Raw genomic sequence first — 16,346 nt, forward strand, 5'->3', positions numbered from 1 at the left:
CATTGTCTTAGTGCTAAGCAATCGAGTCACCCTGATCCTCACCACGGCGATCGCGCCGGCGCTGTGGGGAACCACTTATCTGGTCGCCACGGAACTGCTGCCACCGCAGCGTCCGCTGCTTGCCGCCTTCATCCGCGCTCTCCCGGCCGGCCTGCTGCTGGTCGCGCTGACCCGGCAGCTGCCGCAGGGGATCTGGTGGTGGCGCGCACTCGTCCTCGGCGCGCTGAACATCGGGGCGTTCAACGCACTGCTCTTCATCGGCGCCTACCGGCTGCCGGGCGGCGTCGCGGCGACCGTCGGCGCGCTGCAACCGCTGCTGGTCGCTCTGTTGTCGGCCGGTCTGCTCAGCGAACGGCTGACGGTCAAGACGATCCTGACGGCGTTCGCAGGCGTGGCCGGCGTGAGTCTGCTGGTACTGCGAGCCGACGCGCGGCTGGACACGTGGGGCGTCATCGCCGCCTTGGGTGGTGCCGTGGTCATGGCCACTGGGGTGGTGCTCAGCAAACGGTGGGCCTCGCCCGCTCCACTCCTTGCGACGACTGGTTGGCAGTTGGTCGCCGGCGGGCTGTTGCTGCTGCCGGTTGCCTGGATCGTCGAGGGGGCGCTTCCCGCGTCCTTCACCTTCGCGAACCTGGCGGGCTACAGCTACCTGACGATCTTCGGATCCGCGGTGGCGTATGCGTTGTGGTTCCGCGGTCTTCGCGGCCTCTCCCCCACGAACGTCACTTTCCTCGGGCTGCTCAGCCCGGTGGTCGCGACCACGCTCGGCTGGCTGGTCGTCGATCAGCGCCTCACGCCGCTGCAGCTCCTCGGCGGACTCATCGTCCTCGCCGCGCTGATCACCGCCCAACTGAAGAAGTCCTCACCCAGAACGCCCAGCACCGCACCCACTCCCGTCCCGGAAAGAGTCTGATATGCGCATCACCATCTTCGGAGCCACCGGTGCCGTCGGCAGCCGAACCGCCCAGGAAGCACTGTCCCGCAACCACGAAGTCACGGCGGTGGGCCGCAACCCAGAGCGCCTACAGGCGCTAGCGCGCAGCCTGACCGCGGCGGGCGGGTTGCTGCGGGTTGGGCGTGGGGATGCTTCGGATGCGGGGGACGTCGCTCGGCTGAGTCTTGGGCAGGACGTGGTGATCAGTGCTACTCGGCCGGTGCCGGGGCAGGAAGACGAGCTGGCAACTGCTGCCAAGGGGTTAGTGGGTGGGTTGAGCGGTAGTGGGGTTCGGTTGTTGGTTGTTGGGGGTGCAGCGAGTCTGACCTTGCCTGGGGAGCCGGGGACGTTGCTGGTGGACGGGCCTGGATTCCCGGTGGAGTTGCGGCCGATTGCGTTGGCCTGCAACGAGCAGCTGGACGTGATTCGTGGTGCCGACGAGGTGGACTGGACCTATCTCAGTCCGCCCGCGTTGCTCGAGCCCGGAGTACGGACCGGCTCCTATCGGGTCGGGCGCGACGAGTTGCTGGTCGGGCCGGACGGTACGTCGTACCTGTCGATGGAGGATTTTGCGATCGCGCTCCTGGACGAGGCCGAGCGTCCGCGGCATCGGCGGCTCCGGTTCACCGTCGGCAGCTGACCGTTCAGATTTCAGCTTGTTGGGCACAGGACGGCCGTGGCCTCTTACGTGAATCCTGGTGGCGAGTACAACCGCGACAGCGACTACATCAGCAAGCGGATCACGGCTGACGGCCGGGACGGGTATCCCGTCGAACCAGGCCGGTACCGGCTGGTGGCGGCGCGAGCCTGTCCGTGGGCGAACCGGGCGATCATCGTCCGTCGCCTGCTCGGGCTGGAGGACGTCATCTCCCTCGGCCTCTGCGGTCCCACGCACGACGAGCGGAGCTGGACGTTCGACCGCGACCCGGGTGGCGTGGATCCGGTGCTGAAGATCCCGCGGCTCCAGGATGCCTACCTCAAACGCGACCCGGGGTACGAGAAGGGCATCACGGTGCCGGCGATGGTCGACGTGGCGACCGGTGCGGTGGTGACCAATGACTTCCCGCGGATCACGCTCGATCTGTCGACCGAGTGGACGCCGTACCATCGCGACGGAGCGCCGGACCTGTACCCCGAACCGCTCCGGGCCGAGATCGACGAGGTGGCCGAGCGGATCTACACCGAGGTCAACAACGGCGTGTACCGCGCGGGTTTCGCCGGCTCGCAAGAGGCCTACAAAGCGGCGTACGAGCGGCTGTTCACCGCCCTCGACTGGCTGTCCGAGAGGCTGAGCAAGCAGCGGTACCTGGTAGGCGACACCATCACGGAGGCCGACGTGCGGCTGTTCACCACCTTGGCGCGCTTCGACGCGGTCTACCACGGCCACTTCAAGTGCAACCGGAACAAGCTCACCGAGCTGCCGGTGCTGTGGGCCTACGCGCGCGATCTGTTCCAGACTCCGGGCTTCGGCGACACCATCGACTTCGACCAGATCAAAGAGCACTACTACGTGGTCCACACCGACATCAACCCGACCAAGATCGTGCCGGTGGGCCCGGACCGGTCGAACTGGCTCACCCCGCACGGCCGGGAAGAGCTCGGCGGGAAGCCGTTCGGAGACGGTACGCCGCCCGGTCCGCCCCGCGACGCCGAACGCGTCCCCACCGAGCACGGCGCCACCAACCCGGCAGCGCCGCCTCGGTCGTGAAACTTCAGCTGAGCCAGGGCTTCCAGTCGTCTGTGCCGGTCAGGTAGGTCGCCGGGGTGTGTGCTTCGGCCTGCGCGTCCTGGAGGTGGGGTCGGCCGTCGACGGGGGCGGGCACGGCTCCCGGGCCGGTGTTGTTGTACTCGAAGAACTCCGCGTCGCGCCAGGAGTAGCCGCTCATGTCGGTCCAGGCCGGCGTACCGATGTGGGCGCCGAGCCAGGAGTCGCGGACCACCACGGCCGGGTCGGTCAGGGGGTCGCTGCTCGGGTGCCAGGGCCGGCCGAGGAACACCGTGCCCGGCGCCGCCTCGGAGGTGAAGCGGCAGTCGGTGAACAGGAATCCCAACCGGTTCTCGGGGGTCGAGGCGGCAGTGACGTAGCCGTTGACCCTCGAGGCGCGGTCGAGCGAGTGGATCGTCGACCGGTCGAACACCGCGGTCGCCCGGCCGTAGATGAAGTCCACGTCGCCTTCGATGTAGGACCCACGGACGTAGACCCGCGAGATGAGCTGCTTGCTCGGCGAGTCGGCGAGATAGGTGTCCTGGTTGCCGAGCAGCCGGACGTTGTCGAGCGTCGTACGGTCTCCCGTGGTCCGCAGCGCCAGCGCCTGGCTCGGACCGTTCGCCTTCTCGTCGTAGTTGTTGGCGATGGTCAGGTCCGCGAACCGCACATCAGTGGCCAGACTGCCGAGGGTTGCCGACAGGTTCGCGCCGTAGGTCCCGCCGTAGAACTTCGCTCCACCCGCCGGCAGGTTGTACTCCAGTACGACGTCCGTCGCCTTGCCCGTCTCCCCCTTGATGGTGACGTCGTTCGCGTCCGGCCAGAGCCGGACCGCCTCACGATAGTTGCCTGGGGCCACAACCACGGTGACCGGGTGGGTCGCGCGAGCGGCCGCTCCGACCGCGGCGCTGATGCTTGCCGTGTCACCCGAACCGTCCAGAGCCACCCGGATCTTGCCGCCGACCACCTCGTCGACGGTCGTCGGACCCGCCTGGGCGGTCACCAGCCCGGCCACGCCGTCCACGGGATCTACCTGGTAGGAGTAGAAGGACGTGGGATCGAAGGTCGGGCCGGTGTTGTCGCGACGCCCGTGGGTGCCGGTGAACCGGTTGCCCCGCGAGTGCAGCTTCGAGTCCGGATCCTTGGCCACGATGGGGTCCTCGGCGTTCGCGTACACGCTGTTCTCGACGACCAGCTGGGACGCTCCGCGCGACATCGTGCCGTACTGGCCGATACCGTCGAGGTAGTTGTTGTAGAGGTGACCGGCGGCCACGTTGTCGATGCTGGCGTTGCGCTGGTAGGTGTTGGTGATCCAGTTGTGGTGCAGCGTGATCGTGGTGACGACGTTGGGCGTCCAGCCCACGCCGACCGCCTTGTTGTGATCGCGGAACACGTTCCAGGACAGGGTCACCGCCGTGGAGTCCTTGCGGACGTCGACCAGGCCGTCGCCCAGCCGGGTGAACTCGTTGTGGTCGATCCAGACGTGGCTGGAGGTGTCGACCCGGATGCCGTCGTTGTCGTTGTCGGACCGCTTGCCGTCCCAGTCGCCCGGGATGTAGGAGTCGCGGAACACCAGGTTGCGGATGATGACGTTGTCCACCCGGTCGACGAACAGACCGCCACCGACCAGACCGGCCGTGCTGCCGATCCCCGCGATCGTCTTGTTGGCGGCGACCTTGATCATCGAACCCCACGGCTGTACTGCGATCTCTCCCCTGACCAGGATGGTGAGCGGCTCCGGGCGGGCGGCGGCACTGGCCAATGCGGCGGCGGTGGTGACCGTCACGATCTCGCCGCCGGTGCCTCCGGTCGTTCCGCGGGGATGTGTGGCATCGGCCGTCGAGGCGAACCCCGTCGCCACCGGCGACCACACCGGGCCGTCGGCCGAGGTCGTCGACGGTGCACGCATCAACTTGAGGAGAGCTGCGCCCGCTACGGCGGGGTCGGTCGGATCGGCTCCGGAGTACAGGCGGCCGGCTCCTGCCCAGGACTGGACCGCCTTCCGGGCGAGCTTCGCGGGCTGGATGATGCCGTGCGGCCCGGCCACTCCCGTGACGGTGCCGGCCAGTGGGGTTGTGGGGTTGGCCGCGTTGTAGGCGGCGAGCACGTCGGTCTCGACACCGTTCACCCAGGTCCCGGCGGCGTCGATGCCCTTGCCGCCCCAGTTGTAGATGATGTCGGCGGCCCCGACGCCGGGCGCGAGTTCGAAGGTGTTCTGCCGGGCGATGATGCTCGACTCGACCCCGGCACCCCACGAGTACTCGTAGTGCTGCGGATCGGTCACCCGGTACAGGTTGTTGTAGACGTGCGCCTGGCCGTACCGGACGCGGGGTGCGCGCTGGACCAGGTCCACCATCTCGTTGTGGTGCAGAGTGACGCGGAGCTTGCCGCGGTCGGCGACCACGCCGTCGCCGTTGCCCCACAGCATCGACTTGTCGTGGCCGACCAGCCGGCTCCAGGAGATCGTCACCAGATCGGCCTGCCGCACCACGTCGAGCAGGCCGTCGTGGCGCAGGAAGCGCTGCCCGAAGTACGACGGCTGTTCCGCGTCGACGGTCTTGCCGTCGTCGAGCGTCAGGTGGTCGAGCCAGACGTGGGTCGAACCGCTCACCACCAGGTTGTCGTACTCCGTCTTCCAGGTCTCGCCGTTCCAGCCCGGGAAGCAGTCGTAGGCGTCGGAGATCCGCAGGTTGCGGATGATCACGTTGCTGACCTCCTCCACGTCGATCTGGAGGCCGGTCAGGCTCGGGCTGCCGACCCCGATGAGCGTTGTGTTCGAGCCGATCCTGATCTTCACCTGCTGGCCTTGGGCGGCCGCCGAAGCCTTGCGGGCAAGCTCCAGCGGACCTGAGGCCGGGCCGGTCCAGTGCGCCGGGTCGAAGGCTTCCAGGTACTTCGGCAGGGTGTAGCCGTCGCGTTGGTAGTCGGTGCAACTGATCGCGGTGCCGTCGGATCGGCGGTTGCCGTCGATGTTGCCGACCACCCGGACGATCTTGGGCTCGTTGCCCTGGACAGCGGCTGCGAGCTCGTCGCGGTTGTCCACGTTGATGACCTTGCCGGGTACCGCGGCCGCGCCGCCCGAAGTACCGCCGTCGGCGGAGGCCCAGCCGTCTCCGGGGGCCAGCTTCTGCCGTTCGAGCTCCGGCTTCGCGGTGGAAGAGGTGGTGTCGGCCGGCTGCGCCGCTGCGGGCTGGGGTCCGGCGACCAAGAAGGCGCCGACCAGGGACGCGGCGGCGCAGGCAGCAAGGAACAGGCGGGGTTTGGAACGTGTCGGCTCAGCTGATGTGAAGTACATCCTTGGCCCTTCTGATGAGCGGAGGGCTCCCACACTGGGGAACCGGTTTCTCAGAGGCTAACGATGGATAACACCTACGGCAAGATCTCGCGAGGGACCGGTTTCTCAGCCAGCTTCAGGAGCGGGTCCGGCGAGCGGAGTCCACCCGGGCGACGGCGAGGTCGGCCAGGTCCGAGGCGTCGGCACGGCTGAGTCGCCGGTCGACGACCAGCGAGATCAGGGACGTCTCGTAGGTCTCCCCCGGCGCCAGCACGCGAGCCGAATCCCAGGCAAGTGAAGGACCGGCACCCACGTAGTCCGACAACCGCACGAACCACGGCAGCGGCTCCTGCGCATCCTGAACCAGTACTACGGAAGTCCACGCCTCGCCGTGCAAGGCGCTGACCACCAACCACGGCGACTTCGAACCGTGCGCATCCGACTCACCCGCACCATCCACGGTCAGGAGTTCGGTGCGATCGCCGAAGGGGAAGCGCCAGAAAATGCCGCCGTACCCGGCGCCCGGACGGCCGTTGACCGCCGGACTTGCGATCGTCGCACCGGACGGCGCGGTCAGGCCGCTGTGCCATCCCAGCGCCCAGGCCTCCGACTCAGAGATCAGTACTCCGGTCAGCCGGCGTTCCTCCAGCAGTTGCTGGCGATCGTTCTGGTCGGCCCAGGTGATCCGGTCCAGCAGAGTCGCCGTGCCCTCGACAGTCATCCGCGTACTGATCTGCCGGCCATGGTTCGACAGCAAAGTCGGCCCCTGCCCGGGCAGGAAGGTCCGGCCACCCCAGTACGTCGTACCGTCGACATCGGCGACTGTCAGGGAGAGCCCGTAGTGGTGACGGTGGTCGACCGGGCTGGTCACGGTCAAAGCTGTCCCGGACAGCGAGTGAACGGGATGCAGATGCGGCCGCGGACTGTGGACGCGAGGCATCGCGGCACCACTCACGTAGCGGGTCAGTGGAACGTCGAGACCTTCGAAGACCGCGCTGTCGCCTTCGAGCTTCCACTCGGCGGTGAGGCCGTCACCCAGCCTGCGATGGATCAAACCGGCAGTGCCGGACGACGGCGCACCCAAGCGGCGGGCCGGCGGTACCGGGCCGCTACTCGACCGCACCACCAGCGACGGCTCGATCACGTCGACCTCTCCCACTTCGGCATCGGCCGACTCGATGGTGGCGATCAGCCGCGCCCAGGCCCGCCGGCCGAACTCCGCCTGCGGCACCACCGCGGTCGTCAGCGACGGCGTGGCGAACCGCGCCAGCTCTATGTCGTCGAAGCCGGTCACCGAGATGTCCCCCGGTACGGCGACGCCCGTCTCGTTCAGCCGGGCGAGCAGCCCGAAAGCCACCAGATCGTTGAAGGCCAGGACTGCTGTGGCCCGAGAGTCGAGAACCTCGTCCGCGACCCGATAGCCGGCATCCACCGTCGAGCCGCCGGCAATGGTCCGCACCCGCAGGAACGGGTGCCGGACCCGCGCGTCCTCCAGAGCTCTCGCGCGGACGTGGTGCGAGGCGGCACTCGGCGGCCCGGCGACGTACGCCAGGTCGCGGTGGCCGTTCTCCACCAGGTGATCCACCAGCAGCGCGATCCCGTGCGCGTAGTCGACCGCCAGGGCAGGGACTCCCTCGACCAGTCGGTTCAGCAGTACTACCGGCTTCACGTCCGGCAGCAGCGCGAGGAGCTCCTCCTCCGGCATCCTCGGAGCAGCAAGGATCACTGCGTCGCAGCGAAGGCGTGCCTCCAGCGCCACCTCGGCCTCACGGGCAGGGTTCTCCACTGTCTCCGCGACGAGGATCCGGTAGCCGGTCTCGTCGGCGGCGGCCATGGCCCCGCGCAGCAATTGCTGGAACATCGGGTTGCCCAGGTCGGGCACCACCAGAGCAACCGTGTTGGTGCGGCCCAGCGAGAGACCACGGGCCAGCTTGCTCGGCCGGTACTGCAGCTGGTCCGCCGCTGCGTGCACCCGGGCGGCGATCTCGGGCGCGACATTGGCCTGGCCGTTCATCACCCGGGACACCGTGGAACGCGAGACCTGCGCCGCCCGGGCGACCTCGCCGATGGTGGTGCCGCTCTTGATCTGCCGTGCCATCTAGGCCCTGCCCTCCCCTGATCCGACGTCCACACCCACCGCGCGGAACGTGGCGTAGCCCTCTGCCGCAGTATCGTCCCCTGCCGCAGGCCAGTCCGCATGGTTCCCACCCGGCGTGCCGAGGGGAGCTGCGGCGAACAGGCCGATATCCGCCCCGATCCACCGTCCCGGCTGGGCCGCGAACGACGATGGAATACTCTGCCACTCCACCTCACCGGGCAGGCGCCAGGCGAAGGTCACCAGCCCTTCGACATCGCACTTCACCCGCAGCTCGACCTCATCGCGGTCAGGCGGCAGGGTCGCTCCGGCGAGGGTCTGCTCACCGGGACCGTCGAGGGATCGCCGGCAGAGCAAGTGGAGTCCGCCTGGCGTCTGGATCAGCCCGATCCACGCGTACGCCGTACCGAGGACCACCACGCCTGCCCTGGCTCCGTCAGGCGCTGGGCCGAGTCGGACGGAGGTGACCCACTCCGAAGGTTGTCCGGGGAGCGGCTGGCCGAGTACGTGACCGATCCGGCGGAGATCGCCCAGGTCATCAGGGATCAGGCGAAGGCGCAGCGTGCCGTCTCCTGGGAGAGCGTGCCAGTCGCGCCGCGGATTCGCCTGCCAGTGCCACTGGAGTCCCAGCTCGGTCGACTTGAAGTCGTCGCTGCGCTCCGGCTCGCGCTGCTCAGCCGGTACTGCGGCCTGCGCCGGGCGGGCGTAGTACGGGACTGGCTCTCCTGCTGAGCCGATGACCGGCCAGCCGTCGTCGTCCCAGGTCATCGGTTGGAGGTGGACGACCCGGCCGAACACTCCACGGTCCTGGAAGTGCAGGAACCAGTGCTCGCCCTCAGGTGTGTCGACCCAGGCGCCCTGGTGAGGCCCGTTGACCTCGGTGCTGCCTTGCGCGAGGACGACCCGGTGCTCGTACGGGCCGTAGATGTCCCGCGAGCGGAAGACGGATTGCCAGCCGGTACTGACTCCTCCCGCCGGGGCGAAGATCCAGTACCAGCCGTCGTGGCGATAGAACTTCGGGCCTTCCAGCGTCCGGCAGCCGGGGATCTCGTCTCCGTCGACGACCGTGCGCGGCTGGGTCAGGACACCATCGAGTTCTTTGGTCACCTCGACAACGCTGAGCCGGTTCATCAGGCCGCTGCGACTGTGGGCCCAGCCGAACACCAGGTACGCGCGGCCGTCGTCGTCCCACAGCGGGCAGGGGTCGATGAGGCCGGTGCCCGCGATCAGGAGGCGCGGCTCGCTCCACGGCCCGCGGGGATCCTCGGCGGTCAGGACGAAGATTCCATGGTCCGGATCCGGATAGACCAACTGGAACAGGCCGTCGTGATGACGGAGGCTCGGCGCCCAGACGCCACTGCCGTGCCGCGGAATGCGGTAGTGCTCGACCGGCGGCACCTGCGGCAGCGCCCGCGCGACGACCTCCCAGCTGACCAGATCCCGCGAGTGCAGGATCGGCAGCCCAGGAGCCCGATTGAAGCTCGAGGCCACCAGGTAGTAGTCGGCACCGACCCGGACGACGTCCGGGTCCGGCCAGTCCGCGTCGAGGACCGGGTTGCGGTACCGCTGCGGCGCAAGCTGTCGCGTCATAAACCAGATCGTAACCTATGGGAAACCGGTTCCCATGCTGTTATGGTCGCCCTTCGTAAACCGGTTTCTCACCGGACTAGTACGGAGAGAGAGAAGGCGGACCATGGAACAGCGACGTGTCAGCGGTCTCGCCGCTGTGGCGGCGGCAGTGGCCCTGACGCTCGGCGCCTGCGCCGGCCCGGGCAGCACCGGCGACTCGGAGCAGGGCGCCGGGACCGAGGGCTGGGGTGAGCCCAAGGGCACCATCGAGTTCTGGGACACCAATGCCAACCCGCGGCTCAGCGCGGAGTGGGACAAGTCGATCAAGGCGTTCGAGCAGGCCAATCCCGACATCGACGTCAAGTACGTCGGGCTGCCCAACTCGTCGTACCTGCAGAAGGTGAACAACGCGCTGGCCACCGGCCAGGTGCCCGATGTGCTGCTGATCGGCAACGACGTCGCCAACCTGATCGCCCAGAAGGCGCTGGCGCCGCTCGACGACGCGGCCAAGGAGGCCGGCCTGGACGCGAAGCTCGACCCGAAGATGGTCGAGAACGAGCGCCGGAACTCCGCCGACAAGAAGCTGTACAAGCTGCCGTTGAGCGCGCTGTCCGACGTGATCTGGTACCGGACCGACTGGTTGAAGAAGGCCGGGCTGAAGGAACCCACCAGCTACGACGAGTTCTTCGCCACCGCGAAGGCGCTCACCAAGCCCGAGGTGAACCAGTTCGGCTTCGCCTTCCGCGGCGGTCCGGGCGCGATGCCGCCGATGTTCGCGATGACGTACGGCATGTCCGGGGTCGGCGAGTTCATCACCAAGGACGGCCAGGCGACGCTGGACCAGCCGGAGAACATCGCGGCCTTCAAGAAGTACATCTCGCTTTACGGCACGGTCAGCGCGAAGGCCGACCTGTCCAACGACTACGCCAAGATCGTCGCCGCCTTCGACGGCGGCTCGGCCTGGGCCACCCACCACAACCTCGGCTCGTACCAGGACCACCTCAAGGCACTGGGCAGCAACGTGGTCGGGGTGCAGCCGTTCCCCAACGCGGACGGGGTGATCACCGCGACCGCGCCCGCGGTGTCCGGTCTCGGAGTCCTTGCCAAGAGCAAGAACAAGGCCGCGGCCTGGAAGTTCGCCGAGTTCATGTCCACCCAGGGCAACTCCAGCTGGTCCGAGACGGTCGGCCAGGTGCCGGCGTCGCTGGAGGCGCAGAAGGCCGAGTGGATCACCAAGGCCCAGCCGCTGACCGCGATCGTCGAGGCCGGCAAGAACCCGAAGACGCAGTATCTGCAGCTGCCGACGTACCTGCCGGACTGGGGTTCGATCCTGAAGACGGAGATGGAACCCGACTTCCAGTCCGTCCTGCAGACCAAGATGACCCCGGAAGCCTTCCTGGGCAAGTACGCCGAGCGGTTCGAGAAGGCGCAGGCCGAGTACCTCGAGCACGCCGGCAAGTAGCCGATGCGTCACCTGGCGAGCGCGTCGGTGAGGAAGGCCGCCGCCAGGTCCTGCATCGCCCGGTCGAACCGGTGCGGGCCGGGAAGCATCACCCCGCGATAGGAGCCGCGGGCGCCCTCGAAGCGGCGACGCAAGAGGGCGTCCGCATCCTGCATTCCCTGCCGGGGAAAGAGTTCGTCGTCCTCGGCGTACAGGACGAGCTGGTGGTGGAGTCCGCGGGCGGCCGCGTACTCCGGCCACTCCTTGTCCCGCCCGATCCCAGGGGTCGCGAGCAACCAGGAGTGCGCGTCGAGGTACGCCGGGAACATCGCCGCGAAGGTGCTCATCATGCAAACCACCACGCTGGCCGAGATCTCCGGAGCAAGCGCGGCCAGGTGAACCGCGCGTCCTCCCCCACCCGAGAAGCCGACAGCACCGAGCCGCCCGCGATCCACACCGGGCATCGCCGCGAGGACCTCCAGCGCGGTCAGATCGTCATGAGCCACCGCGCCGGCGAACGACGTACCCATCACCCCGGCATACTTAGCCACCGTCGCCTCATGCTCGGCCGCCGCGACGTCGTACACCTCGTCCGGACTCGGGTCCTGCCCGGTCAGCGACCAGTGGGACCGGTACGCCGCCAGCGTCGACTCCAACCGCCAGGGCGGCTGGTCCAGCCGGAAGCCACGCGATCCCCAGCCGAACGCATCATGAGCCAGTACGGCGAACCCCTCGCGGGCCAAGCGATCCGCCATCGCCTGCTCCTCGTAGCAGGCCGCTCGGAGTCGCTGTGCACCAGGCGATGGCGACCGGGTCGTGACCAATCGTTCAGCCCCGCAATGCTTGACCCCTGCGTGACAGTGCAGAGCCAGCACGCCTGGTAGAGAACGGTCATCGTCCGGACGCACGAGCCAACCGCGAGTCGGCGGACCGAAGGCCGTCTGCCACGACAGCTCTGTCGTCACCAGACCTTCGTGGTGCCAGCGATCCACTTCGATCGGTTCAGCCTTTGCCGGGGCGAGAACGCCCAGCTTTTCGGCGAGTTCGGTGGTGACGGCATCGCCGGACAGGACTGGCCCGGCGCGCCAGGCGCCGGGCCAATCCTCGTAGCCGCCGATCGCGGACGGGCGCGGCGTACTCAGCCCTTCACCGCCCCGGCCGACAGGCCTTGGACCAGGAAGCGCTGCACGTAGGCGAACACCAGCACCACCGGTACGACGGCGACCACACCGCCGGCCGCGAGTGCCCCGAAGTCCACGCTGTACTCACCGAGCATGTAGCTCAGGCCGACCGGGATCGTGAACTGGTCCTGGGAGTTGAGGAACATCAGCGCGAACAGGAAGTTGTTCCACGACGAGATGAACGCGAACGAGCTGATCGCCACCACACCGGGACGCAGCAGCGGCAGCACGGTCATCCGGAAACCGCGGAACCGGCCGCAGCCGTCGACCCAGGAGGCCTCTTCGAGCTCGATCGGGATGTTCCGGATGAAGCCCGCCATCAAGATGATCGACAGCGGCAGGTGGAAGACCGCGTCGGCCACCACGATGCTCCACAGCGTGTTGATCAGGTGCGTGGTCCGGAAGATGTCGAACAGCGGGATCAGCATCATCGCGCCGGGTACGAACTGGGTGCAGAGCATCAGCACCATGCAGGCACCCTTGCCCTTGAAACTGAACCGGGCAAGGCCGTAGCCGCCGGCCAATGCGATCACCGTCGTCAGCAGCACCGTCAGTACGGCGATGACCACCGAGTTCTTGAAGAACACGCCGAACCCGGCGCCGTTCCAGACGGTGTCGAAGTGCTCGAAGGTGAGCGGCCAGGGCACCAGCGCGGTGGAACCCGTCTTCCGGAAGGCGAAGAGCAGAATCCAGTAGAACGGCACCAGCGTGAACAGCAGGTACCCGCCCAGCGGTAGGTAGATCGCCCAGCGCGGCACCCGCCGGGCCGCTTCACTCCCGGTCGGCCGGCGCAGGCGGGATCGGGCCAGGGTCGTCATTGGGTCTCCTTCCCGGCCCGGGCGAGCCAGAGGTAGGTGACGGAACAGACGGCGAGGATCAGGAACGCGGACATCGTCAGCGCGGAGCCGTAACCGAACTCCTTGGCGTCCACCGCCTTGCGAGCGACGTACAGGGGAAGGGTCATGGTGGAGTTGCCCGGGCCGCCGCCGGTGAGGGTGTAGAGCAGGTCGACGTTGTTGAACTCCCACACCGCCCGCAGCAGGGTGGACAGGATGATCGCGTTGCGCAGGTGCGGCAGCGTGATCGACACGAAGCGGCGGAACCGGCCGGCGCCGTCGACCTCGGCCGCCTCGTACAGGTCGCCGGAGATCGACTGCAGGTCGGCGAGGATGAGGATCGCGAAGAACGGGACGCCCCGCCAGAGCTCGGCCAGCACGGCCGCCCAGAACGCCGTACCGGGCTCGGTCAGCAGGCTGGTGCCGTACTCCCCGATGCCCGCGTCGGCGAGATAGCGGCCGAAACCGGTGGTGGGGTTGTAGATGAGCAGCCAGATGGTGGTGGTCAGGACGCCGCTGACGGCCCACGGCGAGAACACCAGCGCCCGGGAGATCGCGCGCCCGACGAAGGTCTCGTTGATCACCAGGGCCAGCGCGAGACCGAAGACGAGTTGCAGCGACACCTCCACCACGACCCACTGGCCGGTGAAGAGCAGGGACTGCCAGAACAGGTCGTCCCGCAGCATCGCCGTGTAGTTGTCGAGACCGACGAAGCCGTTGTCCCAGGGCTTGGTGACGTTGTACTTGTACAGGCTGTAGTAGACGACGCTGCCGATCGGATAGACCAGGAACACCGTGAGCAGGATGCCTGCCGGGGCCAGCAGCAAGTACGGCGTCCACCGCTCCCGTGGCCGGCGCCGCTTCTGCCGCGGCGCGCGAGCCGGCGGCGCGTCAGCCGGCGGCGCGGCGCGAGTGAGCACGGTCATGTCGTCTCCAGTCTCAGTCAGGAACCGGTTTCTCTGATCGGTGCGATGGCAGGCTACACTAGCTCAGAAACCGGTTCCTGAGGAGATCAGCGATGGATGCGCGACCGATGACAGGCCCGAAACGGCGGCGGTACGCGGTGGCCGGCACCGGCTCCCGCGCCGGCATGTACGTCGACGCCATGCTCGGCGAGCACGCCGACGTCGCACTGCCGGTCGCCTGGTGCGACACGAACGAAGTACGGATGACGCAGTACGACGAGAAGGTCAAGGCCGCGGGTCATGCGCCGGCTCACTACGACCCGGCCGACCTGCCTCGGATGCTCAGCGAGCAGGACGTCGACGTACTGGTGGTGACGTCACCGGACCACACGCACGCTTCGATGGTGACTCAGGCCTTGGCGGCCGGGGTCGACGTGATCTGCGAGAAGCCGTTGACCATCGACGCCGCCGGGTTGCGAGCGATCGAGGCGGCCGCCCGGGAATCGTCGGCTCGGCTGATCCTGACCTTCAACTATCGCTACTCGCCCCGCAACAGCGCGCTGCGAGAGGTGATCGCGTCCGGCACTGTCGGCCGGGTGGTTTCCGTGAACTTCGAGTGGATGCTGGACACCGTGCATGGCGCCGATTACTTCCGGCGGTGGCATCGGGACAAGAGCCACTCCGGTGGGCTGGCCGTGCACAAGGCCGCGCATCACTTCGATCTGGTGAACTGGTGGCTGGATGACATCCCGTCGACGGTTTACGCGCTCGGAGGCCTGCACTTCTACGGAAGTGACGGCGCTGGGCATCCCGGTGGGTCGCGGCCTTCGCTGGCCCGGGATGCGGTGCCCGGCGATCCGTACGGGCTCGACATGGCCGAGAACGACACGATGCGGCAGCTGTTCCTGATGGCCGAGCACGCGGACGGCTACCACCGGGATCGTGACGTGTTCGCTCCCGGGGTGAGCATCGAGGACACGTTGAGCGTGCTGGTCGGGTATCGGAGTGGGGCGAGCATGGCGTACTCGCTCACGGCCCACAGCCCTTGGGAGGGGTATCGGGTCAGCGTCAACGGCACGCGCGGGCGGGCTGAGCTCGAGGTGGTGGAGCGCAGTCATGTGGCGGGCGGCGCGCAGGCGGCACGGCTGCTGGGTCCTGGGGGCAAGAGCGGCCCGGGCGAGCAGGACGGCGTACGGCCGCAGGGGCACCGGCTGACGGTGCAGCAGCATTGGGAGGTTGCGCAGGAGGTGCCGATCGCCGAGGGGATTGGCGCTCATGGCGGTGGCGACGTCCTGATGCTGCGGGATGTTTTTCGCGGTGCGGGTGAGGATCCGTTGCGGCGACAAGCAGGCTACGTCGACGGTCTGAGGAGCGCGGCCGTCGGCGTAGCCGTCAACCGCAGCCTCGAGACCGGTACGCCGGTACGGATCGCCCCGGCCGGCCTCGTCGAGGACTAGATCAGGCCTTCGCGGAGGGCGTAGGCGACGGCGTGCGAGCGGTTCCTGAGTTGCAGGCGGGTCGTCACGTCGTGCAGGACGTTCTTCACGGTCCGCTCCGAGTAGGACAGCTCGCGGGCGATCTGCTGGGTATCCTTGCCGTCAGCAACCAATCGCAGGACGTGCGTCTCCCGGTCCGACAGAGGTGAACGGGACCGGGAGGGTGGCGTCCGCGGGCTGCCGTCGCCGGCCGCGACCTTCTGAATCAGTTGCACGATCCGGCCTACTGCCCTCGCGTCCAGCGTGTCGACCGCGATGTGGGCCACCACGGGCGGGGCGGTGTGTGCCTTGCCTGAACGGATCTCGACCTTCACCCAGACAGGTACGCGTTGTTGCGCCACAGACGCCACTCCCCCAGAGCCTTGTCGGACCGAACTCATCGAATACGCAGCCACGGCAGCCTCCCAATGTCAGCTACCTCGATGGTCCGGGCCAACCTTCAGCCAGCCTTAAAACCCGCTTAGGGGAGGGTTGTGATGGCGCGAAGGGCGAGGCGGTAGGAGTTCAGGCCGAAGCCGGCGATGGTGCCGTCGGCGACGGCCGCGACGACGCTGGTGTGGCGGAACTCCTCGCGCGCGGCCGGGTTGCTGATGTGGATCTCGATCAGCGGGGCGGTGCGCTGGGCGCAGGCGTCGCGGAGGGCGTACGAGTAGTGGGTGAAGGCCGCCGGGTTCAGGACGACGGGTGTCTTCGCGTCGGCGGCCTCGTGCAGCCAGCCGACCAACTCCGCCTCGTCGTCGGTCTGCCGCACCTCGACGGCCAGCCCGAGCTCGGCACCGGTCTTCTCACAGTCGGCGACCAGATCGGCGAACGTCGTCGCGCCGTACACATCAGGCTCCCGCGACCCGAGCCGACCCAGATTCGGCCCGTTCAGCACCAGCACCCGCCGCCCACCAGCAACATCAGTCAC

The 16,346-nt window shown here is 68.1% G+C and carries 13 protein-coding genes; 5 read left to right on the top strand and 8 right to left on the bottom strand.

The genetic code is table 11. From position 1 onward, the window contains the following. Positions 1-10 precede the first annotated feature (10 nt). From ACQPYM_RS25670 to ACQPYM_RS25680, 3 genes are read left to right on the top strand one after another with little or no spacing between them, the layout of a single operon-like run. Positions 11-913 (top strand): EamA family transporter, encoded by a 903-nt coding sequence (locus ACQPYM_RS25670; RefSeq protein WP_433004787.1) that lies wholly within the window; start codon positions 11-13, stop codon positions 911-913. A 1-nt stretch (position 914) separates the two neighbouring features. Next, positions 915-1,574 (top strand): NAD(P)-dependent oxidoreductase, encoded by a 660-nt coding sequence (locus ACQPYM_RS25675; RefSeq protein WP_433004790.1) that lies wholly within the window; start codon positions 915-917, stop codon positions 1,572-1,574. A 36-nt stretch (positions 1,575-1,610) separates the two neighbouring features. After that, positions 1,611-2,642 carry a glutathione S-transferase family protein gene (locus tag ACQPYM_RS25680; RefSeq protein WP_433004793.1) on the top strand — a complete coding sequence of 344 codons (1,032 nt, stop codon included), beginning with the start codon at positions 1,611-1,613 and terminating at the stop codon, positions 2,640-2,642. 4 nt (positions 2,643-2,646) lie between these two features. Here ACQPYM_RS25680 and ACQPYM_RS25685 read toward each other — a convergent pair whose 3' ends face one another. The 3 genes from ACQPYM_RS25685 to ACQPYM_RS25695 form a co-directional block, all read right to left on the bottom strand. After that, entirely contained in the window at positions 2,647-5,934 is a 3,288-nt protein-coding gene (locus ACQPYM_RS25685; protein WP_433004796.1) for a pectinesterase family protein, read from the bottom strand. Positions 5,935-6,049: 115 nt separating this feature from the next. Further along, on the bottom strand, positions 6,050-8,011 hold the full coding sequence (locus ACQPYM_RS25690) for a DUF6807 family protein (RefSeq protein ID WP_433004799.1): 1,962 nt from the start codon (positions 8,009-8,011) through the stop codon (positions 6,050-6,052). Next, positions 8,012-9,598, bottom strand: a complete 1,587-nt coding sequence (locus ACQPYM_RS25695) for a glycoside hydrolase family 43 protein (RefSeq protein ID WP_433004802.1) — start codon at positions 9,596-9,598, stop codon at positions 8,012-8,014. Between the two features lie 103 nt (positions 9,599-9,701). Between ACQPYM_RS25695 and ACQPYM_RS25700 the strand changes: the two genes are divergently transcribed. Further along, positions 9,702-11,039: an ABC transporter substrate-binding protein gene (locus ACQPYM_RS25700; protein ID WP_433004805.1), complete on the top strand. Its 1,338-nt coding sequence runs from the start codon at positions 9,702-9,704 to the stop codon at positions 11,037-11,039. An 8-nt stretch (positions 11,040-11,047) separates the two neighbouring features. On the opposite strand, the gene ACQPYM_RS25705 is transcribed toward ACQPYM_RS25700, so the two are convergent. The 3 genes from ACQPYM_RS25705 to ACQPYM_RS25715 form a co-directional block, all read right to left on the bottom strand. After that, on the bottom strand, positions 11,048-11,773 hold the full coding sequence (locus ACQPYM_RS25705) for a dienelactone hydrolase family protein (protein WP_433004808.1): 726 nt from the start codon (positions 11,771-11,773) through the stop codon (positions 11,048-11,050). Positions 11,774-12,156: 383 nt separating this feature from the next. Next, positions 12,157-13,017, bottom strand: a complete 861-nt coding sequence (locus tag ACQPYM_RS25710) for a carbohydrate ABC transporter permease (RefSeq protein WP_433004811.1) — start codon at positions 13,015-13,017, stop codon at positions 12,157-12,159. Continuing rightward, complete coding sequence (locus ACQPYM_RS25715; protein WP_433004814.1) at positions 13,014-13,961, bottom strand: carbohydrate ABC transporter permease; 948 nt, start codon at positions 13,959-13,961, stop codon at positions 13,014-13,016. The genes ACQPYM_RS25710 and ACQPYM_RS25715 overlap by 4 nt, the downstream gene beginning before the upstream one ends. A 92-nt stretch (positions 13,962-14,053) precedes the next feature. Here ACQPYM_RS25715 and ACQPYM_RS25720 point away from each other — a divergent pair, with 92 nt between their 5' ends. Continuing rightward, the gene (locus ACQPYM_RS25720) at positions 14,054-15,397 is read left to right on the top strand and encodes a Gfo/Idh/MocA family protein (RefSeq protein WP_433004817.1); all 1,344 of its coding nucleotides are present in this window, start codon (positions 14,054-14,056) and stop codon (positions 15,395-15,397) included. On the opposite strand, the gene ACQPYM_RS25725 is transcribed toward ACQPYM_RS25720, so the two are convergent. Further along, positions 15,394-15,777: a LuxR C-terminal-related transcriptional regulator gene (locus ACQPYM_RS25725; RefSeq protein WP_433004820.1), complete on the bottom strand. Its 384-nt coding sequence runs from the start codon at positions 15,775-15,777 to the stop codon at positions 15,394-15,396. The two genes, ACQPYM_RS25720 and ACQPYM_RS25725, sit on opposite strands and share 4 nt — an antisense overlap. 119 nt (positions 15,778-15,896) lie before the next feature. Continuing rightward, positions 15,897-16,346 (bottom strand): type II 3-dehydroquinate dehydratase, encoded by a 450-nt coding sequence (aroQ, locus tag ACQPYM_RS25730; RefSeq protein ID WP_433004823.1) that lies wholly within the window; start codon positions 16,344-16,346, stop codon positions 15,897-15,899.

This window comes from Kribbella sp. CA-294648 (genome assembly GCF_050943845.1).
Classification (GTDB): Bacteria; Actinomycetota; Actinomycetes; order Propionibacteriales; family Kribbellaceae; genus Kribbella.